Annotated in this window: 23 protein-coding genes; 9 read left to right on the forward strand and 14 right to left on the reverse strand. The window is 67.3% G+C overall.

What is annotated here, in order from left to right; translation table 11 throughout:
- Positions 1 to 97: 97 nt before the first annotated feature.
- Positions 98 to 1144: a rod shape-determining protein gene (locus ACYVGE_RS10525; RefSeq protein ID WP_310054323.1), complete on the reverse strand. Its 1047-nt coding sequence runs from the start codon at positions 1142 to 1144 to the stop codon at positions 98 to 100.
- Between the two features lie 232 nt (positions 1145 to 1376).
- Between ACYVGE_RS10525 and ACYVGE_RS10530 the strand changes: the two genes are divergently transcribed.
- From ACYVGE_RS10530 to ACYVGE_RS10540, 3 genes are all read left to right on the forward strand, one after another.
- Complete coding sequence (locus ACYVGE_RS10530) at positions 1377 to 2309, forward strand: carbohydrate kinase family protein (RefSeq protein WP_460729658.1); 933 nt, start codon at positions 1377 to 1379, stop codon at positions 2307 to 2309.
- A 235-nt stretch (positions 2310 to 2544) separates the two neighbouring features.
- Positions 2545 to 3174 carry a hypothetical protein gene (locus ACYVGE_RS10535; protein WP_460729660.1) on the forward strand — a complete coding sequence of 210 codons (630 nt, stop codon included), beginning with the start codon at positions 2545 to 2547 and terminating at the stop codon, positions 3172 to 3174.
- Complete coding sequence (locus tag ACYVGE_RS10540) at positions 3171 to 4619, forward strand: alpha/beta hydrolase family protein (RefSeq protein ID WP_460729662.1); 1449 nt, start codon at positions 3171 to 3173, stop codon at positions 4617 to 4619. The genes ACYVGE_RS10535 and ACYVGE_RS10540 overlap by 4 nt, the downstream gene beginning before the upstream one ends.
- 61 nt (positions 4620 to 4680) lie before the next feature.
- Here ACYVGE_RS10540 and ACYVGE_RS10545 read toward each other — a convergent pair whose 3' ends face one another.
- The 4 genes from ACYVGE_RS10545 to ACYVGE_RS10560 form a co-directional block, all read right to left on the reverse strand.
- Positions 4681 to 5148 (reverse strand): aminoacyl-tRNA deacylase, encoded by a 468-nt coding sequence (locus tag ACYVGE_RS10545; RefSeq protein WP_460729664.1) that lies wholly within the window; start codon positions 5146 to 5148, stop codon positions 4681 to 4683.
- Positions 5149 to 5471: 323 nt separating this feature from the next.
- Positions 5472 to 6203 (reverse strand): hypothetical protein, encoded by a 732-nt coding sequence (locus ACYVGE_RS10550; RefSeq protein WP_460729666.1) that lies wholly within the window; start codon positions 6201 to 6203, stop codon positions 5472 to 5474.
- Between the two features lie 23 nt (positions 6204 to 6226).
- Positions 6227 to 7180, reverse strand: coding sequence for an alpha/beta fold hydrolase (locus ACYVGE_RS10555; RefSeq protein ID WP_460729668.1), 954 nt, complete (start codon positions 7178 to 7180; stop codon positions 6227 to 6229).
- Between the two features lie 51 nt (positions 7181 to 7231).
- Complete coding sequence (locus ACYVGE_RS10560) at positions 7232 to 9208, reverse strand: M1 family metallopeptidase (RefSeq protein WP_460729670.1); 1977 nt, start codon at positions 9206 to 9208, stop codon at positions 7232 to 7234.
- A gap of 116 nt (positions 9209 to 9324) precedes the next feature.
- Here ACYVGE_RS10560 and ACYVGE_RS10565 point away from each other — a divergent pair, with 116 nt between their 5' ends.
- Entirely contained in the window at positions 9325 to 11523 is a 2199-nt protein-coding gene (locus ACYVGE_RS10565) for a carbohydrate binding family 9 domain-containing protein (RefSeq protein WP_460729672.1), read from the forward strand.
- Here ACYVGE_RS10565 and ACYVGE_RS10570 read toward each other — a convergent pair.
- On the reverse strand, positions 11499 to 12428 hold the full coding sequence (locus ACYVGE_RS10570; protein ID WP_460729674.1) for a GGDEF domain-containing protein: 930 nt from the start codon (positions 12426 to 12428) through the stop codon (positions 11499 to 11501). The genes ACYVGE_RS10565 and ACYVGE_RS10570 overlap by 25 nt on opposite strands.
- A gap of 98 nt (positions 12429 to 12526) precedes the next feature.
- Positions 12527 to 13288: a bifunctional demethylmenaquinone methyltransferase/2-methoxy-6-polyprenyl-1,4-benzoquinol methylase UbiE gene (gene ubiE / locus ACYVGE_RS10575; protein ID WP_460729676.1), complete on the reverse strand. Its 762-nt coding sequence runs from the start codon at positions 13286 to 13288 to the stop codon at positions 12527 to 12529.
- 104 nt (positions 13289 to 13392) lie between these two features.
- Between ubiE and ACYVGE_RS10580 the strand changes: the two genes are divergently transcribed.
- The 5 genes from ACYVGE_RS10580 (at position 13393) to ACYVGE_RS10600 (ending at position 18309) form a co-directional block, all read left to right on the forward strand.
- Positions 13393 to 13848, forward strand: coding sequence for a nucleoside deaminase (locus ACYVGE_RS10580; RefSeq protein ID WP_460729678.1), 456 nt, complete (start codon positions 13393 to 13395; stop codon positions 13846 to 13848).
- 5 nt (positions 13849 to 13853) lie between these two features.
- Positions 13854 to 14678 (forward strand): D-hexose-6-phosphate mutarotase, encoded by an 825-nt coding sequence (locus ACYVGE_RS10585; RefSeq protein WP_460729680.1) that lies wholly within the window; start codon positions 13854 to 13856, stop codon positions 14676 to 14678.
- A 160-nt stretch (positions 14679 to 14838) separates the two neighbouring features.
- Positions 14839 to 15348: a cupin domain-containing protein gene (locus ACYVGE_RS10590; protein ID WP_457096341.1), complete on the forward strand. Its 510-nt coding sequence runs from the start codon at positions 14839 to 14841 to the stop codon at positions 15346 to 15348.
- Between the two features lie 184 nt (positions 15349 to 15532).
- Entirely contained in the window at positions 15533 to 17185 is a 1653-nt protein-coding gene (locus ACYVGE_RS10595) for an MFS transporter (protein ID WP_460729683.1), read from the forward strand.
- On the forward strand, positions 17182 to 18309 hold the full coding sequence (locus tag ACYVGE_RS10600; RefSeq protein WP_460729685.1) for an HlyD family secretion protein: 1128 nt from the start codon (positions 17182 to 17184) through the stop codon (positions 18307 to 18309). Before ACYVGE_RS10595 ends, ACYVGE_RS10600 begins: the two co-directional genes overlap by 4 nt.
- 35 nt (positions 18310 to 18344) lie before the next feature.
- Here the strand turns inward: ACYVGE_RS10600 and hslU are convergent, their stop codons facing one another.
- The 7 genes from hslU to ACYVGE_RS10635 all read right to left on the reverse strand — a co-directional run bounded on the left by hslU (position 18345) and on the right by ACYVGE_RS10635 (position 25483).
- Entirely contained in the window at positions 18345 to 19751 is a 1407-nt protein-coding gene (hslU, locus tag ACYVGE_RS10605; RefSeq protein WP_460729687.1) for an ATP-dependent protease ATPase subunit HslU, read from the reverse strand.
- Positions 19751 to 20302, reverse strand: a complete 552-nt coding sequence (hslV, locus tag ACYVGE_RS10610; RefSeq protein WP_460729689.1) for an ATP-dependent protease subunit HslV — start codon at positions 20300 to 20302, stop codon at positions 19751 to 19753. The genes hslU and hslV overlap by 1 nt, the downstream gene beginning before the upstream one ends.
- Before the next feature lie 151 nt (positions 20303 to 20453).
- A complete protein-coding gene (xerC, locus tag ACYVGE_RS10615) occupies positions 20454 to 21344 on the reverse strand; it encodes a tyrosine recombinase XerC (RefSeq protein WP_460729691.1) in 891 nt (296 codons plus the stop codon).
- 129 nt (positions 21345 to 21473) lie between these two features.
- The gene (locus ACYVGE_RS10620) at positions 21474 to 22154 is read right to left on the reverse strand and encodes a DUF484 family protein (RefSeq protein WP_460729693.1); all 681 of its coding nucleotides are present in this window, start codon (positions 22152 to 22154) and stop codon (positions 21474 to 21476) included.
- On the reverse strand, positions 22151 to 23029 hold the full coding sequence (gene dapF, locus ACYVGE_RS10625) for a diaminopimelate epimerase (RefSeq protein WP_460729695.1): 879 nt from the start codon (positions 23027 to 23029) through the stop codon (positions 22151 to 22153). The genes ACYVGE_RS10620 and dapF overlap by 4 nt, the downstream gene beginning before the upstream one ends.
- A complete protein-coding gene (gene lptM / locus ACYVGE_RS10630; protein ID WP_460729697.1) occupies positions 23022 to 23288 on the reverse strand; it encodes an LPS translocon maturation chaperone LptM in 267 nt (88 codons plus the stop codon). The genes dapF and lptM overlap by 8 nt, the downstream gene beginning before the upstream one ends.
- Positions 23289 to 23347: 59 nt before the next feature.
- A complete protein-coding gene (locus tag ACYVGE_RS10635; protein WP_460729699.1) occupies positions 23348 to 25483 on the reverse strand; it encodes a S9 family peptidase in 2136 nt (711 codons plus the stop codon).
- Between the last annotated feature and the right edge of the window lie 66 nt (positions 25484 to 25549).

Raw genomic sequence — 25549 nt, forward strand, 5'->3', positions numbered from 1 at the left:
GCAGGGCGCGTCGCGGGCATTGCATCATTTTCTAAAAGCACGCAGACAGTGTGTGGCGGATGTCTTGCTTTCCGCCTGCCGTCTCCCGCATGCCGACTCATTCCGGCGCGAAGAACTCGTTGCCGTGCATGTCGACCAGCTCCAGCGCGCGGCCGCCACCGCGGGCCACGCAGGTCAGCGGATCGTCGGCGACCTGCACGTGCAGGCCGGTTTCCTCGCTGATCAGGCGGTCGAGGTCGCGCAGCAGCGCACCGCCGCCGGTGAGGACGATGCCGCGCTCGGCGACGTCGGCGCACAGTTCCGGCGGGGTCTGCTCCAGCGCCAGCCGGATTGCGGCGACGATGCCGGACAGCGGTTCGCGCAGGGCCTCGTAGACCTCGTTCGAGTTCAGCTTGACCATCTTCGGCACGCCCTCGGCGAGGTTGCGGCCGGAGACCTCCATCGAGCGCGGGTCCTTCTGCGGCGTGGCGCAGCCGATCTCGAGCTTGATCCGCTCGGCGGTGGTTTCGCCGATCAGGGTGCCGTAGGTGCGGCGCACGTAGCTGATGATGGCCTCGTCGAAGCGGTCGCCGCCGATGCGGACCGACTGCGAATAGACGATGCCGTTCAGGGCGATCACCGCGACTTCGGTGGTGCCGCCGCCGACGTCCACGACCATCGAGCCGCGGGCCTCGGTCACCGGCATGCCGGCGCCAATCGCGGCGGCCATCGGTTCCTCGATCAGGTAGACCTCGCGGGCACCGGCCTCTTCGGCCGATTCCTTGATCGCGCGGCGCTCGACCTGGGTCGAGCCGCAGGGCACGCAGACCAGCACGCGCGGGCTGGGGCGCAGGAAGCGCGACTTGTGCACCTTGCGGATGAAGTACTTGAGCATTTCCTCGGTATAGGTGAAGTCGGCGATGACGCCGTCCTTCATCGGGCGGATCGTGTTGATGTGGCCCGGGGTGCGGCCGAGCATCTGCTTGGCCTCCGAACCGACCGCCGCCACCGAGCGGTTGCCGCCCACCAGGCGGTCCTGGCGCACCGCCACCACGGACGGCTCATTCAGCACGATCCCCTGGCCGCGGACATAGATAAGGGTGTTGGCCGTGCCCAGGTCGATGGACAGGTCATTGGAGAACATGCCGCGGAACTTCTTGAACATCAGGAAATCAGCCGTTTTTTGCCGGGGGGAAAGGGGGCGCAAGGAGCCGGGTAGACTACGCCCCGCCCCTTGTCCAGACAAGGAACTTTTGCCCAAAAAGCTGTATTGAAGCTGGCCCGGCCCGGGCCCAGCGGCTACCCTACGCGCCGCGCGGCGTCCCGCCGCCCCGGACAGGTTCCGGAACTCCTCGCTCCGCCCCTCCCGGGGGCTCCCCACCCAGGACGATTTGCCGATGGCAGCCTTGATCTGCGGCTCGCTGGCCTACGACACCATCATGGTGTTCCCGGACCAGTTCAAGAACCACATCCTTCCGGACAAGGTGCACATCCTCAATGTGTCCTTCCTGGTGCCGCGCATGCGCCGCGAATTCGGCGGCTGCGCCGGCAACATCGCCTACAACCTCAAGCTGCTGGGCGGCGAGCCGATCCCGATGGCGACGGTGGGCCAGGACTTCGGCCCCTACCGCGAGCATTTCGAGCAGATGGGCGTGCGCCTGGACCGCATCAAGGTGATCGACGAGCTGTTCACCCCGCAGGCGTTCATCACCACCGACCACGACAACAACCAGATCACCGCCTTCCACCCGGGCGCGATGATGCGGTCGTACGAGAACCACGTGAAGGACGTGCCAGGCGTCACCTTCGGCATCGTCAGCCCCGATGGCCGCGAAGGCATGCTGCAGAACGCGAAGGAATTCGCCGAGTCCGGCACACCCTTCATCTTCGATCCGGGCCAGGCGATGCCGCTGTTCAACGGCGCCGAGCTGCGCGACTTCATCGAACTGGCCGACTACGTCACCGTCAACGACTACGAATCCAACCTGCTGCAGGAACGCACCGGCTGGAGCGAGCAGGACATCGTGTCGCGGGTGAAGGCCTACATCACCACGCGCGGCCCCAAGGGCGCGGAAATCCACACGAAGGAAAAGACCTTCGATATCGCACCGGCGCACGAGCGCCGCGTGACCGATCCGACCGGCTGCGGCGACGCCTTCCGCGCCGGCCTGATCTTCGGCATCGAGAAGGGCTACGACTGGATGACCATCGGCCGCATCGGCAACCTGATGGGCGCATTGAAGGTCGAGCATCCGGGAACGCAGAACCAGCGTTTCGACTACGAGGAATTTGCCGAGCAGTTCAAGCAGCAGTTTGGTTACGCGCTCTGACGGAAGGCGCCTCGCGCACCGAAGAAAAACCGCCCAACAGGGCGGTTTTTTTTGTTTCCGGATTCTGGTGCGGGCCTGTTTCCGAGGCCGGGCATGCAGTGTTTGCGCGCCAGCTCGGCACCGCCTTCTTTTGGTTGCTCACACTGCAACCAGTCGTTCGTAAATCGAGAACGCCACTTAGGGCAACTGAAGTCACTCTTGCATGGGGCGAAGAGACCCTTGCATGGAGTGCACGATGAATCCCCTAGCTCGATACGCCACCCTCGGTTGCCTGCTGTTGACATTGACCGCCTGCCATCGCTTCAGCGGCGACGCGCAGATGGCAAGCATAAAAATCCAGAAGAACCCGCAGCCAAAGCAGGCCTACAAGATCAGCCTGATGCTGGTCCATCCGCCCGGGCCGTTCGCGTACATGCGGGCCGTGGCGCAGTACAACGTGGTGAATGAAGGGTGCCTGCCGCCTTCGGACAGCAATCTTGAGGGGTACACCTATAGCCTCGATACCGATGAGCCTTTCGCGCTGACGCAGGTCTCGGCCAATCAGTACGAAGGCATCATCCACGCCGACCTGATGCGCGATGAGGATTACCTCGGGCGCGGCGTGTGCCATTGGCAGCTCACGGAGGCGCGTGTGGGGCTGCTGGCCACCGGTGCGGATGGCGAGACCGGATTCGCTCCCTACATCTCGTCGGACGCGATCCGGACAGAGCAATCGAAAACGCTCTATTTCTGGAAAGGCGGCTATCCACGCGATGACTTCGACAACTACACCGACGGGGGCGAGACGGATGTCGCCAAGTTCAAGCCTGAGCTGCGCGGCGACCTCTTCGCCATGGTCCTGACGGCTAAGAAGGTGCAGCCATGAGCCTGACCTCGCAGCAGTACGCCGGTCTGGCAAAGGATGCCTACAAGGATCGTCCGGCGGGCATTCGTCCGCCAAACAACAGCAAGGGGGTGCCGATCGAAGGCATCACCTACAAGATCCTTGAGCACTTCGACAACCCGCGCACGGGCTACCAAGGCACGATGTATCAGCGTGTGGACACCGGCGACATCGTGGTCGCGCATCGCGGCACGGAGCAGATGCTCCAGGATGGGGCATTGGCCGATGGCGGCATGGTGCTGGCGCGGGCCAACCTGCAAGCCGCGGACGCCATCGCGTTGACCCGGCGGGCAGTGGAACGTGCAGAGGCAACAGGACGGCGTACGGGCCACGCGCCCGAGGTCACCGTCACCGGCCACTCCCTTGGCGGCTGCCTGACCCAGGTCACCGCGCATTACTTCAACCTCAAGGGCGAGACCTTCAACGCCTACGGGGCCGTCAGCCTCGGGCATCTGCGCATTCCCGAAGGCGGCAATGCGGTCATAAACCACGTCATGGCAGCCGATCCGGTGAGCGCGGCCGGTGCGCACTACGGGCAGGTGCGGGTGTATGCCACGCCGCAGCAGATCGCCACGCTGGCCCGCTACGGCTACGAGAACGACCGCGACGTCCTGTTCAATGAGCGCACCGCCGTGCTGGCGGCTGGTGCGTCGGTCGGGTATCACGAGATGCACAACTTCCTCAATGATGATCATCACCGCTCGGTGCTGGCCAACCCGCATGCGCAGCAGCTGGCGCAGCTGTTCGACCCGATGATTGACCGCTACCGCGGCGACGTGGCGCTGACGCGCGGCGTCATCACGCTGTCGGCCCGCGGCCCCGCGGGATGGGTGCAGGACGGCTACGACTCGCTGCGCGGCACGCTGGTGCCCGGTGCGCCGGCCGCGCACGACGCGCATGAAGCACAGCAGCGGGCGTTTGCAGAACTCCTGGCGCGCCAGGACCACGGCATGCGGCAGGGTATGCAGCGCGATCCCATCCGGTCTGGCATCCCGTTGCCGGACTACCTGAACCCGGATGGGCTGCATGCGCCGCTACGCGAGCCAGTGCACGCCCCGCTGCTGCCTTTCAGCGATGCACGGCATCCGCAGCACGCGCTGTACGAGGACGTGCGCGAACGCCTCGCGGACCAGGGCCAGCACTTCCCGGAAGACCGCCTGACCCAGATCACCGCCGCGCTGCACAACAGTGGCACCAAGGCCGGCTGGGATGGACCGATCAAGGTCAGGGACGACAAGGTCTTAGCGCTGGACTATTGGAACTACGCCAGCTCGGGTGTGACCGTGCCGCTGGATCAGCCAGCCCCGTCGATTCAAGCCTCGATGGAGGCAGTGCAGATCAAGGACCAGCTCAAGGCGGAGAGGCACGAGGCGTTTGTGCAGCAGCAGCAACAGCAGCAAGCGCGCGGCCACGGTCGAAGCATGTAGCCTCCCGCCGGCGCTGGGAAAAGCGGCCGGCCGGGACCATCGCCCCGACCGGCCCGGTTCGCTACATCACATGCGCCAGCCACAGCAGCTCCGGCTGCGCCAGCTTCTCGAACTCGGCGTAGGGCATGCGCACGGCATCGGTGTGCGAGCCCGCGTTGAACGCGATCTCCGGTTGCTGGGCCAGGCGCGAATCGACGTAGACCGGCATCCCGTAGAGATGCCCGAACGGTGGCATCGCGCCGACTTCGCAATCGCTGAAGGCGTCCTTGAATTCGGTTTCGCCGGCCAGCTCGACCACGTCGCCACCGAGGGCGCGCGACAGCCGGGTGAGGTCGATGCGATAAGCCGCGGGCATCACCATCATCGCCAGCTTGCCGTCGACCTTGAGCATCACCGTCTTGGCGAATTGCTGCTGGCGTATGTGCGATGCAGCGGCGGTTTCGTGCGCGGTGACGGTGCGATCGTGGACGAGGGTCTGGTAGGCCGAGTGATGCTCGTCAAGCAGGTTGTGCAGGCGTGGGGACAACATGACTCCCTCCGCGAGGCTTCCGCCTTTCGTCCCGTGCGGCGGCGCCGCTGGTGGACGCAGCGCGCGCTTCCTTCGCGCGCCGTCCCGGCGCCGCTCGCCCATGGCGCTGCGTCGACGCCTTCGTGGCGAGCTTACTCCCGCGGTCTTGGGATGGCGTGAAGCGGGTTTTAACTGCGGGGGCACGATCATCAAGCGCGCAGCAAAAACTGGTAGTTCTCCGCGGTCAGCCGCGGGCGCGGCTTCAGCAACACCGCAGCTTCAGGTGCGTCGCGGGCCGGCGCGGCTTCAGCAACACCGCAGCTTCAGCTGCGTCGCGGGCCCCCTCACCACTTCGGCAACTTGCCCGGATCCAGTCCACCCACTTCGAACACCGCCGTGCGCTTGCCGCCGGCCTTGACCGGGAACTCGATCGCCATCGTCTTCGCGCCATGCGCCATGCGCCACAGCGCGCGTTCGTCCTCGATGAACATGGCGATGGCTTCATCGGTTTTGGGACGCGAGGCAGCCATCGCCTTCGGCGCCTTGTCGTCCAGCATCACCTGCACCTTGCAACCGCCGTAGCAGTTGAAGTCGCCGTTCTCCAGCACGAGGTAGCTGCTGCGCCCCCACTCGGGATGGTCGCGGAAGATCAGGCGCACCGGATACGCCGTGCCGCCGCCGGTGTCGATCGGCTTCTTCGAGTAGATCGCGGCCGACAACTGCTGGCCGCCCTTCACCGCGACGCTCTGGTACTCCCACAGGCCGGCCATGCGCCGCTGCTCGCGCACCTCGTCCGCCTTGACCTTGGCTTCTTCGTACTGCGGCTTGATGCGCGCGGTGACCGGACTGTCCGGATGCATCACCACCAGTTCCTCGCCGTGCGCCCGCGCGAGCTCCCAGTTGTGCTGCGCGTACTGCGCGTCGAACTGCTTGCCGATCTCCTGCGCCTTCTGCTCCTTCGCCGCGGCCTGCGCGGTGGCGGCGGCCTGCGCGGCCGCCTGCTGCTTTTCGGCGGAATCGCACGCGGCCAGGGCAAGGGCGGCGGCGAGAACGAGGGCGAGGCGGGTCGGCTTCATGGTGGCTGGCTCTGTGGCTGGCTCTATGGGCGTGGCGCGGAGGGCCTTTCGATCAATGCGGTCACCGCGGCGGCGACGGCATCGGGGCGCTCCACGATGGACATGTGGCCGCAGTCGTCGAGCATCACCTGCGCGGCCTGCGGCATGCGCGCAGCGTACAGCGCCAGCGCACTCGGATCGATCACGGCATCCTGCCGGCACCACAGCAACAGCGCGGGCTGGTGGATGTTCGTGGCTTCGTCGCCGGGCAGGAAACGCTCGGGCCTGCGGCCGATGCGATCGAGCACGGCCTGCTCGAAGGCGGCGTCGTGGCGACGCCGCGCGATCAGGCCGCGCGACGCGGGCCACGGAATGGAGGGCTTGGCCGCCGGGTCGTGGAAAACGATGTCGAGGTAACGCTGCAGCGATGCGTCATCGGCAACGGCGAAGGGATTCCGCCCCGCGAGCACGTCGACGCCGAAACGGTTGTCATGGAAGCGCACGCCGGCCGCATCCAGCAGCCCCACGCTCGCGACATCGCGCGGATGGCGCGCCGCCACCAGCGCGGCCACGCCGCCGCCCATCGAATGCCCGAGCAGCACCACCGGCCTGCCCGGCGACAACGCGCGCACGAACGCATCCACGCGCGTGCTTTGCGCGACGAAGCCATAGTCCTCGCCCGGCCTGCGTTCGCTCTCGCCCCAGCCCGGCAGGTCCGGAATGAGCAGCCGGTAATGGCCACGCAGGCGGCGCGCGACGGGATACCAGTTCTCCTTGCTGCCGGTGAAGCCATGCAGCATCACCACGACCGGCGCATCCGCCGGTGCTTCGTCGCTGAAGGCGTATACCCAGCGGTGGCCGGCGACCTCGATGCTGCCACGCGAAAGCCCGGCGCCGAGGCGTTGGCGGCTGAATTCCAGGCGCACCAGCCGATACGGATCGAGCGCCACCGCGACGACGGCAATGCCGGCGGCCAGCGCAAGCAGAACGGCCGCCACGCGGGCGGCCGTTCGCAGGGGGCGATGCGTGCGCATCACTGCCCGTGGTTCTTACTTCGACGCCGGCTGCGTGGTCTTGGTCGCGGCCGCTTTCGCGTCCGCAATCGTGGACTCGACCGAACCGGTGGTGATCGGGTGATAACCCGGCTTCGCCTTCGCGAAGGTCTCTTCCGCCAGCGCCAGGCCGGCCGGCGTCTTCACCAGCTCCTTGTAGGTCGGCATGATCAGCTTGCGCCGGCCGACGCGCTCGAGGAACTTCGCGATCTCGGCATTGGCCTGCGTGTAACCGCTGCGCACCGCGAGCGGATACCAGCGCTGCGCGATCTCGCCGTTGGGCGTGCCGGTGAAGTGGTAGGCGGCGTCGAGCGCGGCGAGCTGTTCGGGCTTCAACGTCTCCGGCATGCCTTCGATGAAGTGCACCCACTCCTGCGTGCTCCACTGCTTCGTCGCGGCGGCGGCCGGCAGCGTGCCGGCGTCGAGGAAGCCCTTGCGGGCCGCGTCGACGGCGTCAAAGCGCGCCGAGGTGACCTGCGGCGCGGTCGCCGGGATGCCCGGCTCATGCAGCCATTCGTCGAACTCGGCCTGGGTGACCTTGCCCGGATACTTGTCGAGCAGGTTGGCCTTGGCGTAGTCGGCGAACTGCTGCGAGGAGATCGACTGGAACGCGAAGTGGTCGAAGTAGCCGCGCAGGAACGCATCGAAGTCGGCGCGGCCGATACGCTGCTCGAGGAACTGCATGAACCACGCGCCCTTGGCGTAGACCGTCGAGCCCAGGTTGTCGTCCGGATCCTTCAGCTCGCCCGGCTTGCCGGCGAGCACCTGCAGCGCCTTGTTCTCTTCGGTGAATTCCTGCTTCAGTTCGTTGCGCGCGATCACGCGCTCCATGTCGGCGCGATCCTTGCCGTACAGCTCCTCGTCGATGCGGCCCTCGACATAGGTGGTGACGCCCTCGTTGAGCCAGGCGTCCTTGGCGGTGGAGAAGGTCACCAGGTTGCCCGACCAGCTGTGCGCCAACTCATGCGCGATCAGCGACACCAGCGACTTGTCGCCGACGATCGCGGTCGGGGTGAGGAAGGTCATGCGCGGGTTTTCCATGCCGCCGTACGGGAACGACGGCGGCAGCAGCAGCATGTCGTAGCGCTCCCAGCGATAGGGGCCGTACAACTTCTCCGCCGTCTGGATCATCTTCTCGGTATCGGAGAACTCGTTCGCCGCGCGGTCGACGGAGGACGGTTCGGCCCAGATGCCGCTGCGGTTGCTGATCGGCTTGAACACCAGGTCGCCCACGCCGATCGCGAGCAGGTAGGACGGAATCGCGTTCGACATCTTGAAGCTGTAGTCGCCGTCGCGCTTGTTGCCGCTGTTGTCGGCGCCCGGCTCGAATGCCGCGCTCATCACCGCCATCGCGTCCTTCGGCGTGAGCACGTGCGCGGTGTAGGTGAAGCGCACCGACGGCGTGTCCTGCAGCGGCACCCACGAACGCGCGTGGATCTGCTGCGACTGGCTGAACATGAAGGGCGTCTTCTTGCCCTCGGTCATCGCCGCGGTGAGCCATTGCAGGCCCGAAGCGCCCGGCGACGTGGTGTAGGTGATGCGCACGCGCGGGTTACGCTTGGGCGTCTCGATGGTCAGCTTGCTGCCAAGGACCTTGTCGGCCGGCGCCAGCGCGTACTTGAGGTCTTCCCATTTGCCGTCGCTGCGCTCGCCGACGATCTTGCTGATGGTCAGGTCGCGCGTGTCCAGGTTGAGGTGCGTGGCGGTCTGGTCGAGCCAGTCCAGCGCCAGCGTGGCGCTGCCGTCGATCACCTTCCGGTCGAAGTCGACTTTGAGGTCGAGGGCGAGGTCCTTGACCTTGACCTTGTCGGGTTCGGCGTATGAGTGCTCGTCGATCATGTGCGCGGCAGCGGCAGTGGCGGACGTGGCGGTGGCGGTCGGCTGGTTGGCATCGGCCGGCGCGGCGTCGCGCTTGCAGCCGGCGGTGACGGCCAGCACGGCCGCGAGGGACAGCATCAGGATCGAATGGCGCATGGGTCGTGCCCGCGGGAAGGAAGCGCGGAGTTTAGCGCCCCGACCGTGAGCGTTTTCGCACCCGCCCCGTACTTTCGACAGGGTCGGCAAGGCACCGGGTCCGGGACAATGGGCGGATGCACCCGACTTACCTTTTTGGCGGCCTGCTCGCGCTGGCCGTCCTGCCCGCGTTTGCGTCCGAAACCCTGACCATCCCCCGCGTCGACGGCGACATCGTCGTCGACGGCAAGCTCGACGACCCCCTCTGGGCCCACGCCGCCAGCGTCGACCTAGGCTACGAGGTCACGCCTGGCGACAACCTGCCCGCCGCCGTGAAGACCACCGCGCGCATCGCCCATACCGACGATGCCCTGCTGGTGTCCTTCCACGCCGAGGATCCGGACCCGGCGAAGATCCGCGCCTTCCTGCGCGATCGCGATGCGCTGTACAGCGACGACTTCGCCGGCGTGATGCTCGACACCTTCGACGACCAGCGCCGCGCCTACGAATTCTTCGTCAATCCGCTCGGCGTGCAGGCCGACCTGATCAAGGAGGAAGCCACCGGCAACGAGGACGACTCGTGGGACGGCCTGTGGACGAGCGCGGCGCAGATCACCGCGAACGGCTATGACGTGGAGTTGCGCATCCCGTTCGCGACCCTGCGCTTCCGCGACACCGACGGCGCGCGCCGCTGGGGCGCCACCTTCCTGCGCGTCCGCCCGCGCGACTTCCGCTACCAGTACTTCAGCAACCGCGTCGAGCGCGGTTCGCGCTGCCTGACCTGCACCTTCGGCAAGGTCGAAGGCTTCGCGGGCGTCCGGCAGGGGCGCAACCTCGAGATCGTGCCGACGCTCACCATGAGCCACGACGAGGAGCGCGTGGCGCCGGATGCGCCGTGGACCAGCGACGGCACGGACATCGAGCCCGGCCTCGACGTGGCGTGGGCGCCCAGCCCCAACCTCACCCTCAACGGCACCCTCAATCCCGATTTCTCCCAGGTCGAAACCGACCAGGCGCAGCTCGACCTCAACACCAGCTTCGCGCTGTTCTTCCCGGAGAAGCGGCCGTTCTTCCTCGAAGGCGCGGACTACTTCAGCACTCCGCTGCAGGTGCTCTACACGCGCCAGATCGCCGATCCCGACTACGGCCTGCGCACGACCGGCCGCAGCGGCAAGCAGGCCTACGGCGTCATCGCCGCACGCGACGCGACGACGCAGCTGCTGGTCCCGGGCGTTCTGGGTTCCTCGTTCCGCTTCCTCGACCAGGAAGCGGACGATCTCGTCGGCCGCTACCGCTACGACGTCGATGCGCACACCAGCGTGGGTGCGATCGCCACCTACCGCGGCGGCGACGATTACCACAACGCCCTCGCCGGCGTGGATGCGCGCTGGCAGAAGGACGAGCACACGCTGCGCGGCCAATGGCTGCACAGCGATTCGCGCTACCCGGACGGACTCGCACTGCCGGACACCGCGCCGAGCGGCGATGCGCTGTTTCTCAACTACAGCTACGGCAACAAGAACTGGCGCGGCAACCTGCAGCACACCGACATCGATCCAGGCTTCCGCTCCGACCTCGGCTTCATCGCCCAGGTCGGCTACGACAAGTCGACGGTCGGCGGCGCCCACACCTGGTTCTTCAAGGAAGGGAGCGCGATCAACCGGATCGAGCTGTATGGCGACTGGGACATTACCCACCGCTTCGACGGCCAGCTGCTCGAACGCGAACTCGAGGGGTACCTCAGCGCGCGCGCCTCGCACCAGGGTTACTACGAACTCGGCGGCCTCACCCGCGTGCGTTTCTGGGACGGCCAGATGTTCGACGAGCACTGGGGCACCGGCTACGTCGAAATCACGCCCCTGGCGGGATTCAAGCTCATCGCATTCGTGCGCGCCGGCCAGCAGCTCGACCTGCTGGCGTCGCGCATGGGCCACATCATCGAGTTGCAACCGTCGGTGCAATGGGATGTCGGCCGCGGCGTGAACCTCAACATCAGCTACACGCAGCAGCGCCTCACGCGCGATGGCGGCACGGCATTCGATGCCCAGGTCGTCGACAGCCGCCTGGCCTGGCAGTTCGACCCGCGCCAGCGCCTGCGCCTGTCGGTGCAGGGCAGTCACATCGACCGCGACCAGGCGCTGTATGCCACCGCGGTCGACGAGCGCTTCCACGATGTCGCGGCACAGCTGCTGTATTCGTACAAGCTCAATCCGCGCAGCGCGCTGTATGCGGGCTATTCGCAGGGCGGATATTCCGACGACGAGTTCCAGCAGCTGTTCACCAGCAACCGCAGCCTGTTCCTCAAGCTGAGCTACGCCTGGCAGCCCCAGGCCTGACCACTGGCCCTGGCCGCCGGCGTGCCCGGCGGCAGATGCCCCTCGTTGCAGACCAGCTGCCCGCCGCCCTGGGCCTTGGCGGCATACATGGCGGCGTCCGCCTCCCGGTACAACTGCATCACATCCGTGCCGGGACGGTGCGGCGCACAACCGACGCTGACACGGATCGGGATGCCGTCGGCGCGGGGCATGGCGAGTTCGTCCAGCCATGACTGCACCCGCCTGTTGGCGCCCGTTGGCGTGTCATGGAGGCAGATCAGGAATTCATCACCGCCCCAGCGACCGATCCAGTCGCCGTCGCGCAGCCATTTGCGCGAATGCTCGACGAGATCGATCAGCATGCGGTCGCCGGCGGCGTGGCCGTATTCGTCGTTGACCGGCTTGAGGTTGTCGACGTCGAGCACGTAGAGCACGAGCGGATGGCCCTGCCCGGCACGCTCCACGCAGGCGCCCAGCTCGCGGTCGCTGCCACGCCGGCTGAGCGCGTGAGTCAGCGGATCCTCCAGCGCGACACGTTCCAGCTCGCGGATGCCGTCGTCGATCTCGCGCAAGCCGCAGTTGATGCCACGCATCAGCAGGCCCATTTCGTCGCGGCCGTCCTCGGGCAGTTCCGGCAGGCGATGTTCGCGGAAATATGCCTCGACGACATCCGCCATCATGCGCAGCGGCGTCAGCAGGTGATAGAGCAGGACCAGCGCGATCAGCACGCCGGCCAGGGTGGCGACGACAGCCACGCCCACGCCCATGGCCAGTTGCGCCGGGCTCAGGTGCCGGTAGAACAGCAGCCAGATGACGAAGACGCTGATCGGCACCAGCGTGCATCCCACCACGACTGCCATGAGCTTGGCCCGGAACGAGTGCGGGAACACCCGTGAAAGCGTGCGATAGACGCCGAGGCCAGCCATTTTTTACGCACCGCCGGGAAGGTGTTACCTGACCCGAGGATAACGACTGGTGTCACAAAGCCCAGTGACGTATGACCCCATCCCCCGATCGGGTGAGGTCAGACCTTGTAGCCGGTGTGGATGGCGACGATTCCCGCGGACAGGTTGCGATAGCCGCAACGCGCGAAGCCAGCAGCTTCCATCATGGCCTTGAGCTCGTCCTGCGGCGGATGCTTGCGGATCGATTCCGCCAGGTATTGATAGCTGTCGGCATCATTGGCGAACAGCTTGCCCAGCTTCGGCAGGATGTTGAACGAATGGAAGTCGTAGACGGGCTTGAACCACTCCGCCTTCACTTCCGAAAATTCGAGCACGCGTGCCTGTCCGCCGACCTTGAGCACGCGCTGCATCTCGCGCAGCGCGGCGTCCTTGTCGGTGACGTTGCGCAGGCCGAAGGCGATGGTGACCAGGTCGAAACTGGCATCGGGGAACGGCAGCTTCTCCGCATTGCATTCGACGAACTCGACGCCGGATACCACGCCGCGGTCGGTCATGCGGTCGCGCCCGACCTTCAGCATCTCACCGTTGATGTCGCCGAGCACGACGCTGCCGGTGGTACCGACGCGGTCGCGCAGCAGCAGGGCGATGTCGCCGGTGCCGCCGGCGAGGTCGAGCACGCGGTCGCCACGCTTCACCTGGCAGGTGCCGACGAAGTAGCGCTTCCACACGCGGTGGATGCCCAGCGACATCAGGTCGTTCATCAGGTCGTATTTGCCGGCGACCGATGAAAACACTTCGCCGACCAGCTTCTGCTTCTCGCCGACCGGAACATCGCGGAAACCGAAGTGGGTGGTGCCGGGCTGGTTGTCGTGTTCGCTCATGCCGGGATTATCGCATCCCGTCCACTGATCGGCGGTGGCCCGGAGCCGCGGCGCATGGATCGACGAATGCGGCATCATGGCGCCCGCCCCTGCCAGGACCCCGCATGATCGAGACCCCGGATTACCGCGCCCTGCTCGCCACGGCCGTGGCCGAAGCCCGCCAGGGCATCGCCGAAGGCGGCATCCCGATCGGTGCCGCGCTGTACCGCAACGATGGCCAGTTGCTCGGTTGCGGGCATAACCGCCGCATCCAGGAAGGCGATCCATCCGTGCATGGCGAAACCGACGCCTTCCGCAAGGCCGGCCGCCAGCGCCGCTACCGCGACACGATCATGGTGACCACGCTGGCGCCGTGCTGGTACTGCAGCGGGCTCGTGCGCCAGTTCAACATCGGCACCGTGGTGGTCGGTGAATCCGTCAACTTCCGCGGCGGCATCGACTGGCTGCGCGAGAACGGCGTGAACGTGGTCGACCTCGCCGACGCGGAATGCGTCGAGATGCTGGGAAGCTGGATCGCCGCCAATCCCGAGGTCTGGAACGAAGACATCGGCGAGGACTGAAACGCATGTCACTGCGATCCACGCGTATCGATCACCACGGCACGCCCTGCGTGCTCCTGCATGGCGAAGGCGGAGCCGGCGCGCTGGTCGCGTTGCACGGTGCGCACCTGCTGTCCTGGACTCCCGCCGACGGGCGCGAGCGCCTGTTCCTCGGCCAACGCGCCTGCTACGACGAAGGCGCGGCCATCCGCGGTGGCGTGCCGGTGATCTTTCCGCAGTTCGCCGGCCGCGGGCCACTGCGCAAGCACGGATTCGCGCGCACGTTGCCGTGGCGCTTCGTGGGCGCCGACGAGCGCGCGGTCTTCGAACTGGACAGCGGCCCGGCGACGGCTTCCTGGCCGCACGCCTTCACCGTCCGCCTGCACATCCGCCTGGATCCCACGGCCCTGGACCTCGAGCTCGAAGTCGACAACAACGGTTCCTCCGGGTTCGCGTTCACCGCAGCGCTGCATACCTACCTTGCGGTCGATGCACTGGACATCACGACACTGCACGGCCTGCGGGATTGTCGTTACGAGGACAGCGCCAACGCGGGCGCGATCCTGCGGCAGGAAGACGAGCTGCTGCGCTTCGACGGTGAAGTCGACCGTATCTATTCATCGCCGTCGCATTCCATCGAACTTCGCGATGGACCGCGGCGCACCACGATCAGCCAGCGCGGATTCGCCGACACCGTGGTGTGGAATCCGGGTTCGGCGCTGGCGGCCGGCATCGGCGATCTCGCGCCGGACGAACACCGGCACTTCGTCTGCGTCGAAGCCGGACAGGTATTGCAGCCGGTGCAGCTTGTGCCGGGCGGGCGCTGGTCCGGAGCACAGCTCCTGCGCTGAGCCGTAGCCCTGCGGTGATCGCATGCTGCGCGCCGATAATCGCACCGTGTTAACGGCGGCGGGGAACAATGCGCAGGCCGGGCCACGGCGCGGCTGCGGACGTCCGCCTTCCAGCGGATCGCAGGTCAACCCGAGGGATCACCCACATGGAGATCTCCAGATGAAACAGTCGATCTTCTTCAGCCTTTGCCTGTTGCCCGTCTGCGTGCTGGCGGCGGAACCGCAACCGGGATCGAGCGCCACGACTTCCCCGCACGTGATGGTGCGCGCTGCCGCCACCCAGTGGGGCGACGCACCCGCCGCCCTGCCACGCGGTGCGCAGGCGGCGGTGCTCTCGGGTGATCCCGGCAAACCCGGTGCATTCACCATCCGCTTGAAAGCGCCCGCCGGTTACCGCGTCCCGCGTCACTGGCATCCCACCGACGAACAGGTCACGGTGATCGAAGGCGGCCTCAGCCTGTCGATGGGCGATGGCAGCAACGCGCACGCGGCCGACTTCGTGGCGGGCGACTACGTGCTGCTGCCGGCGAAAATGCAGCACGAGGCGACCACCCGCGATGGCGCGATCCTGCAGATCAACAGCACCGGGCCATTCGAGGTCAATTACATCAACCCGGCGGACGACCCGCGCAAGCAGGCCGCGGCGAAAGCGGTGGAAGGCAAGCACTAGCCGTACCTCACGCGTCATCGGCGGATGAATGTCTCCGGCGGATGATCCGTAGGGCCGGTTGCGCGCTACTGCGAGGCAGATTCCGGCATGCCCTTGCCCGCACCCCGCCTGGCTCGGGTCACGCATCGCGCGTGCGACAATTCCGCCGCCACGCCAACGTGCCGTGCCGAGGACCACCTCGTCGATGAGCGCTTACGGACCACGCGAATGGCTGCCCCACGAGCGGCCGCTCTTCCCGGGCTCGCCTTCGACCCCGAGCCATCCCCTCGCCCTGCGCTGGGTCTTCGCCCTGCTCGGCACGCTCGTCGCCATCACCGGCAGCCTCGGCAATGCGATGGTCACGACCAACCAGCTCCAGCTGCAGGGGGCCCTGGGCGTGACCGCGGCCGAGATCGCCTGGCTGCCGGCCGCCTACGTGATGACCAACGTCTCGGCCAACCTCATCCTGATCAAGTTCCGCCAGCAGTTCGGGCTGCGGCTGTTCACCGAGATCAGCCTGGTGCTGTATGCACTGGTGACGTTCGGGCACCTGTTCGTGCACCAGCTCGGATCGGCGATCGCGGTGCGCGCCGCGCACGGCATCGTCGGCGCGGCGCTGACCACGCTGGGCATTTTCTACATGATCCAGGCGTTTCCGGCGCAGCACCGCCTGCGCTCCCTGGCGGTCGGCATCGGCCTGACCCAGATCGGCACGCCGCTGGCGCGGGTGATCTCGCCGAACCTGCTGGAATTCGGCGAATGGCGCGGCCTGTACCTGTTCGAACTCGGCCTGGCCCTGCTGTCGCTGGGTGGCGTGCTGCTGCTCAGGCTACCGCCGGGCGATCGCTACAAGGTCTTTGAAAAGCTGGACCTGTTGAGCATCACGCTGCTGTCCATCGGCATGGCTCTGCTGTGTGCCGTGCTGTCGCTGGGTCGCATCGAATGGTGGCTGGAAGCGCCGTGGATCGGGTGGGCGTTGGCGGGCGCCATCGTGCTGGTGGTGTCCGGCATCGCGATCGAACATTTCCGCGCCAATCCATTGATCAACACGCGTTGGCTCGGCAGCGGCCTGATGCTGCGGCTGGGCGTGGCGATCATCCTGCTGCGCATGGCGCTGTCGGAGCAGAGCGTCGGCGCCGTGGGCTTCCTGCAGGCGATGGGACTGACCAACGAGCAGATGCGCGGCCTGTTCGCCGTGGTGCTGCTCGGCTGCCTGCTCGGCATCGCCGTCAGCGCCATGACGGTGAAACCGGTGCTGACCCGGCTCCCGGCCCTGATCGCGCTGACCTGCGTCATGACCGGTGCGTTGATGGATGCGTCCTCCAACAGCCTGACCCGTCCGGCGCAGCTGATGGTCAGCCAGTTCCTGATCGGTTTTGGCAGCACGTTCTTCCTGGCGCCGGCGCTGATCGCCGGCGTCGGCAGCGTGATCGCGCAGCCACGCAACCTGATCAGTTTTTTCGTGATGTTCAACATCGCCCAGAACGTGGGCAGCCTGCTGGGCTCGGCGTTCCTGGGGACGCTCCAGGTGATCCGGGAGAAGTACCACTCCAGCCAGATCGTCGAGCACCTGACCCTGCTCGACCCCCAGGTGGCCGCGCGCATCCAGTCGGGCGCTGCGAGTTACGGACAGGCCGTCACCGACCCGGCGCTGCGCACCGCACTGGGCGTGCGCGCCTTGGGGGCGACGGCATCACGCGAAGCCAATGTCCTTGCCTATAACGATGTGTATCTCGCGATCGCCGCCATCGCCCTGATGACGATGATCTGGTTGACCTACATCGCCGTCCGGTCGCGGCTGCGCGCCCGGCGCGAGCGCCTCCTTTCCGCCCAAGCGACTCCAGCACCCGCCACATGAGCACTCCCTCACCCGCTCCGGCCGCTCCGGCCGCCCCGCCCGCACCCGCTCCGGCCGCTCCGCCGGTACTGCCGCCGCGCCCGCGGTGGCAGATCGTGGCCTTCGCGGCGGTGGCCCTGGGCGGCGCGCTGGTCGTGCTCTACGCGTGGCGGCTGCCACCGTTCCGCAGCGCCATCCAGAGCACCGAGAACGCCTATGTGCGCGGCCAGGTCACCCTGATCAGCCCGCAGGTCAGCGGCTACGTCATGCAGGTACCGGTACGCGACTTCCAACGCGTGCGCAGGGGCCAGCTGCTGGCGCAGATCGACGACCGCATCTACCACCAGCAGGTCGACCAGGCCCGCGCGCAGTTGCAGGCCGCGCAGGCCAGCCTCGCCAACTGGACGCAGCAGCTTCGCAGCGCCCAGGCCAGTACTGGGCAGGCGCGTGCGAACCTGGCCAGCAGCGACGCCCAGCATGTGCGCACCGCGGCGAGTTTGCGGCGCATCGAGCAACTGTCGGGGGAGAAACTGCTGTCGGCGCAGGATCGCGACACCGCTTTCGCCGCCAATGCGCAGGCGGTGGCCAGCGTGAACCAGGCGCGCGCCGCGCTCGATGCGGCGGAACAGGGCGTGCGCAGCGTCAGCGTCAATCACGCCGCACTGAAAGCCGCCGTGGCTGGCGCCGAGGCCGCCGTGAAGCTGGCCCAGATCAATCTCGACCACACCCGCATCGAAGCCCCGCGCGACGGCCAGCTCAGCCAGGTGTCCGTGCGCGAGGGCGCCTACGTCACCAACGGTACGCAGCTGATGGCGTTGGTGCCGGGCGCGTTCTGGGTGGTGGCCAACTTCAAGGAGACGCAGATGCGCGACGTGCGCATTGGCCAGGCCGCGCGCTTCAGCGTCGACGCCCTGGGCGGCAGCCGGCTCACCGGCCGCGTCCAGGAGATCTCCCCCGCCGCGGGCTCCGAGTTCAGCGTGCTGCCCGCGGACAATGCCACCGGCAACTTCGTGAAGATCGCCCAGCGCATCCCGGTCAAGATCGCGATCGATCCCGGGCAGGCGGCCGCGGCGCGGCTGCGCCCGGGAATGTCGGTGGTGGTCGACCTCGATACCGCCAGCCACCCGCGCGACGAAAACCGGTAAGCCGCCCCGCTGCCTGCGGCGCGGATCCGGCGTGCTCAGAGGATGTAGCGGCTCAGATCGGGGTCTTTCACCAGCTCGTTGAGATTCGCGTCGACATATTCACGGTCGATAGCCACCGATGCGCCGTCGCGATCGGGCGCCTCGAAGCTGAGCGAGTCGAGCAGGCGTTCCAGTACCGTATGCAGGCGGCGCGCGCCGATGTTTTCCTGGCGCTCGTTGACCTGCGCGGCGATCTCGGCGAGGCGGTCGATCGCATCGGGAGTGAACGACAGCGTCACCCCTTCGGTATTGAGCAACTCGACGTACTGCGTGGTCAGTGCCGCCTTGGGTTCGGTCAGGATGCGGACGAAGTCGTCCTTGCTCAGCGCGCCCAGCTCGACCCGGATCGGGAAGCGGCCCTGCAGTTCCGGGATCAGGTCGGAAGGCTTGGCGAGGTGGAACGCACCCGAGGCGATGAACAGGATGTGGTCGGTCTTCACCGAGCCGTACTTGGTACTGACGGTGGAACCTTCGACCAGCGGCAGCAGGTCGCGCTGCACGCCCTCGCGGCTGACATCGCCGCCGATCGTTCCGGCGTCGCTGCGCTTGGCGACCTTGTCGATCTCGTCGATGAAGACGATGCCGTGCTGTTCGCAGGCCTCGATCGCGGCATCGCGCACGTCGTCCTCGTTGACCAGCTTGGCCGCCTCTTCCTCGATCAGCTGCGCACGCGCGGCCTTGATCGTCGCGGTGCGCTTGTGGGTCTTGCCACCGGACACCTGCGAGAACATCTGCCGCAGCTGTTGGCCCATCTCCTCCATGCCGGGCGGAGCCATGATGTCGACGCCGACGTTCATGGCGAAGTCGAGTTCGATCTCGCGCTCATCCAGCTCGCCGGCGCGCAATTGCTTGCGCAGCTTGGTCCGGGTCTTCTCGTCGCTTTCGGACTCCTGTGGCGTCCGCTCCGGCGGCGCGGCCTGCTGCGCGCCTTCGGGATCGCCCTGGAAACCGAACAGCGTGACCGCGCGCCGCGGCAACAGGGCGTCGAGGATGCGGTCTTCCGCGCGGTCCTCGGCCTGCGTGCGCACGCGCTGCTTGGCCTGCTCGCGGTACATCTTCACCGCGGTGTCGGCGAGGTCGCGCACGATCTGCTCGACGTCCTTGCCCACGTAGCCGACTTCGGTGAAGCGCGTGGCTTCGACCTTGACGAACGGGGCGTTGGCGAGCGTGGCGAGGCGGCGTGCGATTTCAGTCTTGCCCACGCCGGTCGGGCCGATCATCAGGATGTTCTTCGGCATCACCTCGTCGCGCATTTCCGGCGCCAGCTGCATGCGGCGCCAGCGGTTGCGCAGGGCGATGGCGACGGCGCGCTTGGCGGCGTGCTGGCCGACGATGTGGCGGTCGAGTTCCTGCACGATCTCGCGCGGGGTCATGGTGGCGGAGGTATTCAGGAGCTTGCCCATCACAGTTCTTCCACCACGATGTTGCGGTTGGTATAGATGCAGATGTCACCGGCGATGTTGAGCGCTTCGGTGGCGATCGACTTCGCGTCCAGTGCGGTGTGCGCGGCGAGCGCGCGCGCGGCCGACAACGCATACGGCCCGCCGGAGCCGATCGCGACGATGCCGTCCTCCGGCTCGATCACGTCGCCGGTACCGCCGACGATCAGCGAGGTTTCCTTGTCGGCGACGATCAGCAGCGCCTCGAGCTTGCCGAGGCGGCGTTCGGTGCGCCATTCCTTGGCCAGCTCTACCGCAGCGCGCGTGAGCTGGCCGTGCTTCTCGAGCTTGGCCTCGAACAGTTCGAACAAGGTGAAGGCATCGGCCGCCGCGCCGGCGAAGCCGGCCAGCACCTGGCCATCGCGGCCGAGGCGGCGCACCTTGCGCGCGTTGGATTTCATGACGGTGTGGCCGAGCGTCACCTGGCCGTCACCGGCGACGGCGACGTGGCCGTTGCGGCGCACCGAAACGATGGTGGTGGCGTGGAAGACGTCGGGGTTGCGGCTGGGATCCATGGGTTTCTCCGTGGGGTCCCACCGAATTGGGGGCGTGGCGGCGCTGTTCAAGCGCTCCGGCCGGCGACTTCCCGGCCACCTCACCCGGATTGCCGTCGCAGCGGCGTGCCGCGCGACCGCGCGGTGCGCTTCAGCGTCGATACAGCGCCGGCTACTTCCCGCTCTTTTCCGTTTTCCGCTTCGCCCGCGGATGCGCGGCGTCGTACACCTTGGCGAGGTGCTGGTAATCCAGGTGGGTGTAGATCTGCGTGGTCGCGATGTCGGCATGGCCCAGCAGTTCCTGCACGCCGCGCAGGTCGCCGGACGACTCGAGGATGTGGCTGGCGAAGGAATGCCGCAGCAGGTGCGGATGCACGCGCTTGAACAGGCCCTGCTGCTGGGCGAGCTGGCGCACGCGCAGCTGGATCGCGCGCGGCGTGATGGTCCCGTTGCGGCCCGGGAACACCGGTGCTTCGGGCATCGCGCTGGTCGACGCGCGCCATTCGCGCAGTGCGTTGCGTGCGTGCGACCCCAAGGGCACGCTGCGCTGCTTGCGGCCCTTGCCGAGCACCGTCACCAGCGCCTCGTCGAGATCGAGGTCGCGCCAGCGCAACCCGCACAGTTCGCTCAGGCGCAGGCCGGAGGAATAGAACAGCTCCAGCAGCGCGCGGTCGCGCAGGCCCAACGGCGCGTCCGTGGGCACTTCCACCAGCGCCTTGGCTTCATCCGGATCTAGCACCTGCGGCAGCTTGCGCGGCGCCTTGGGCGCGCGGATCGCGGCCGCGGGGTTGGCGCCGATGCGGCCATGCCTGAGCAGCCAGGTGTAGAAGCTGCGGCAGGCGGAGAGGCGGCGCTGCAGCGACTTGGGCGACAGTCCACGGCGGTGTTCGGCGGCGACGAACAGGCGCAGCTGGTCTGCCTGCAGCGTGACGGGATCGGCGGCCTGCGGCTGCGCCCATGCACTCAATGCCTCGAGGTCGCGGCGATAGGCATCGAGCGTATGCGCCGACATCTGCCGTTCGACGGCGAGGTAGGCGAGGAAGTCGTCGAGGGCGGAGGGCATCATGTAACCGGACCGTCATCCCGGCGAAAGCCGGGATCCATTTGATTTTGCCGTTGTTGTTTCGATGCAAAGTCAAAAGCAACCGCAAAATGGATCCCGGCTTTCGCCGGGATGACGACAAAGATGCGGTTACACCGCGGGCGCATACCGCTTCAACGCCACCGCCAGGGCTTCGCCCATCATGCGCAGGAACAGGGTGCCCATGCCCGGGAAGAAGCGGTTGGCGTCATGGCTGCCCACGGCGACGAGGCCGATGCCGGCCACGGGCAGCAACGCCGTCGACTGCACTTCCTCCGCGCGTGCGCCGTAGAGCAGGGCGTGCTTCTCCGGCTGCAGGCGGCCGCACAGCGGCTCGCCTTCGGCGATGCAGTCGCGGAACGGTTGCAGGCGCGCGTCGTTGGCTGGAATGTGCTGCAGCCATTCGGCCTGCTCGAGGCCCGCGACCGCTTCGAACATCACGACCCGCACTAGATCGCCGTTGAAGTCCTCGGCCAGCGCCGCCGCCAGCGCGCGCAGCGTATCGGCGGCGTTGCCCTGCTTCATCAATGCCAGCGTGAACTGGTGCGTGCGTACGGCCAGGCGCTCGTTCTCCTGCGCGTTGCCGAACAGTTCCTGCAGGCGGCGCGCAAGCTCGCGGTTCTTGTCGCGCAGCACTTCGAGCTGGTAGCTGGCCAGCGATGCGGCCGGGCCCTCGTCGCGCGGCACGACCAGGCTCAGGGCGAGGTCGGGGAACTGCTTGAGGAACTGCGGATGCCGGCGCAGCCAGGCGGCGACTTCGTGCGCGCCGAGCTTTTCGGTTACGTCTGTCATGCCAGCCACTCCCCCTCGAATACGAATGCGGCCGGTCCGGCCATGGTGATCGGTGCGTCGTCGTCCGGCCAGGCGATCTGCAGCTCGCCGCCGGGCAATGCGATGGTCACGTCGCGATCGACGCGGCCGCGTTTCATCAGCACGGCGGCGGCCGCGCAGGCGCCGCTGCCGCAGGCCAGGGTCTCGCCGGCGCCGCGCTCGTATACGCGCAGGCGCACGCGCTGGCGCGATTCGACCTGGGCAAAACCGATGTTGGCGCTGTCCGGGAACACCGGCAGCGATTGCAGCATCGGACCGGCGGTCTCCACCGGTGCGCTGGCCACGTCGGCGACTTCGAGCACCGCGTGCGGATTGCCCATCGACACGGCGCCGAAGGCGAACGCCCGATCGTCGTGGCTGAGCACGTATTCGTCCTGGGCATGCTCGAAACCGCTCATCGGGACGTCCGTGGGGGCGAAACGCGGCACGCCCATGGCGATGCGGAAGCGCCCGTCGGCCAGTCGTGTGACGTGGTGCGTATCGACCGGACTGTCGACGTCGAAGGCATCGCCGCTCGCGGTGCCGTCGCGCAGCAGCCAGGCCGCCACGCAGCGGGCGCCGTTGCCGCACTGGCGCGCGAGCGAGCCGTCGGAGTTCCAGATGCGGTAGCTCGCCACCGCACTCGCGCTGCGCGGCGGCTCGATGGTCAGGATCTGGTCGCAGCCCACCCCGGTGTGGCGGTCGCCCAGGGCGCAGCACAGCATGGCGTCGAGCGAGACCAGGCCGTCGCGCAGGTCGACCACGACGAAGTCGTTGCCGGCGCCGTGCATCTTGCTGAAGCGCAGGGCACGACCGTCGCGCGCGGACGCGGCCGGCGATGCAGCCACTTCAGCCATTGCCGTCGCCGCCGGGTGCGGGCGGAGGGGGTGGGATTTCCGGTGGTTCAGGCGTTTCCGGCGCGGGCGGCGTTGCGGGCGGCGGCTGGACGCTGTCAGGCGCGGGTTCGGCCGGCGCGGCTTCCGCCGGAGGCTCCGGCAGCGTGACCGGCTCGGTCGGCGGCGGGGCGGACGGCAGCACCAGCGGGCCCTTGTTGCCGCACCCGGCCAGCGTGGCCAGTGCGGCGGCGATGAAGACGATGCGGAGTGTGCGATTCATGCGGGGAGTGTAACGCGGGGGCACGGGCGGTTCTGCAGAACCGCCCTGCCCGGCCCGGCTTACTTCACGCCGAGCTGGTCCAGCATGAACGCATACATCTCGGCGCGCTCCTTGTGGCGGCGGAAGCGGCCCGACTTGCCGCCGTGGCCCGCGTCCATGTTGGTGCGGAAGACCACGGTGCGCCCCGAGGTATCGAGGTCGCGCAGTTTGGCCACGTACTTCGCCGGTTCGTAGTACTGCACCTGCGAGTCCCACAGGCCGGTGCCGACGAACATGGCCGGATAGGCCTGCGCGCTCAGGTTGTCGTAGGGCGAGTACGACAGCATGTAGTCATAGTAGTCCTTCTTCTCCGGATTGCCCCACTCGTCGTATTCGTTGGTGGTCAGCGGAATGCTGGCATCGAGCATGGTGGTGACGACGTCCACGAACGGCACTTCGGTCAGGATCACGCGGTAGCGGTCCGGCGCCATGTTGCTGATCGCGCCCATGAGCAGGCCGCCGGCGCTGCCGCCATGCGCGGCGACGCGATCCCTGGCCGCATAGCCTTCCTTCACCAGGAAGTCGGTGACGTCGATGAAGTCGGTGAAGGTGTTCTTCTTCTTGAACAGCTTGCCATCGTCGTACCAGGCGCGGCCCATTTCCTCGCCGCCGCGGATGTGGGCGATGGCGTAGACCATGCCGCGGTCGAGCAGGCTGGTCACCGCATTGTTGAAGCCCGGGTCCATCGAGGCGCCGTAACTGCCGTAGCCGTACTGCAGGAGCGCGGCGGTGCCATCCTTCCTGAAGCCCTTCTTGTAGACCAGAGACACCGGAATCCTGGTGCCGTCGCGCGCCGTCGCCCACAGGCGTTCGGTCGTGTACTGGCTCGGGTCGTAGCCCGGCACCGGATCGCGCTTGAGCAGGCGGCGCTCGCCGGTACGCGTGTTGAGCTCGTACGTCGTGTTCGGCGTGGTCATCGAGGTGTAGCTGTAGCGCAGCCACTCGGACTCGGGCTCGGGATTCGTCGACAGGCCCATCGAATACGCCGGCTCGTCGGCCTTCACGTTTTCGGACTTGCCGTCGTTGCCGAGCACGCGCACGCGCTCCAGCCCTTCGGAGCGTTCCGCTATGGCGGTGAAGCCGTCGAACAGCTCGAAGCCGTCGATGTACACGTCGTCGCGCGCCGCGATCCAGTCCTTCCATTCCTTGCGCGAGGTCGCCGCGGTGGGCGCGGTGACGATCTTGAAGTTCTTTGCCGGCTTGCCGTCGGCGCCCGGCGCGTTGGTGCGGATCACCCAGCGGCCGCCGTGATGGTCGGCGTCGTATTCGACGTCGCGCGTGCGCGGCGCCAGCACCACGAATTCCTTCGGGTCGGCGGCCGGCGCATAGCGCAGCTCGTCGGACACGGTGCTGCTCACGCCGATGCAGATGAACTTGTCGTCGCGGCTACGCGAGACGCCCATGTAGAAACTGTCGTCGTGCTCCTCGTACACGAGCACGTCCGCTGTTGCCGGCGTGCCCAGCACATGCTTCTTCACCCGCACGGTGAGCAGGGTTTCCGGGTCGTTTTCGACGTAGAACAGCGTCTTGTTGTCGTCGGCCCAGACCAGGTTGGGCGAGACGCCCTTCACCGCATCTGCGTAGACCTCGCCGGTGTCCAGGTTCCTGAAGCGGATCGTGTACTGGCGGCGGCCCACATCGTCCTCGGCCCAGGCGAGGATGCGGTTGTCCTGGGTGACCTCGTAGTCGCCGACGCTGAAGTATTCCTTCCCCATAGCCATCGCGTTGACATCGAGCAGCACCTGCTCGGTGGCGAAGTCGGCGCCGGTGTTGGCCTGCTGGATCGAGGTGGCATCGACGCCCGCGCCGTCCTTGCGGCGCGCGTGCACCGGGTAGTCCTTGCCCTTCTCGAAACGGGAGTAGTACCACCAGCCGCGCTCGCGAGCCGGCACCGACGCGTCGTCCTGCTTGATGCGCGCGACGATCTCTTCGTACAGCTTCTCCTGCAGCGGCCGCAGCGGCTGCATCACCGTATCGGCATAGGCGTTCTCGGCATTGAGGTACGCCAGCATTTCCGGATTCTTGCGGCTGTCGTCGCGCAACCAGTAGTAGTCGTCGAAGCGCGTCGCGCCGTGCGGCGCCTTCACCGCATGCGGCTTCCTGGCGGCATCGGGCGGACTCGGAACATCGGCGGCTTGGGCGGGCATGGTGGTCATCAGAAACGTGCTCGTGAGAAGCGGGTACTCGTGAGAAGCGTGGCCAGCAGAACGGAATGCTTCATG

The sequence above is a fragment of the Lysobacter rhizosphaerae genome (genome assembly GCF_054779795.1).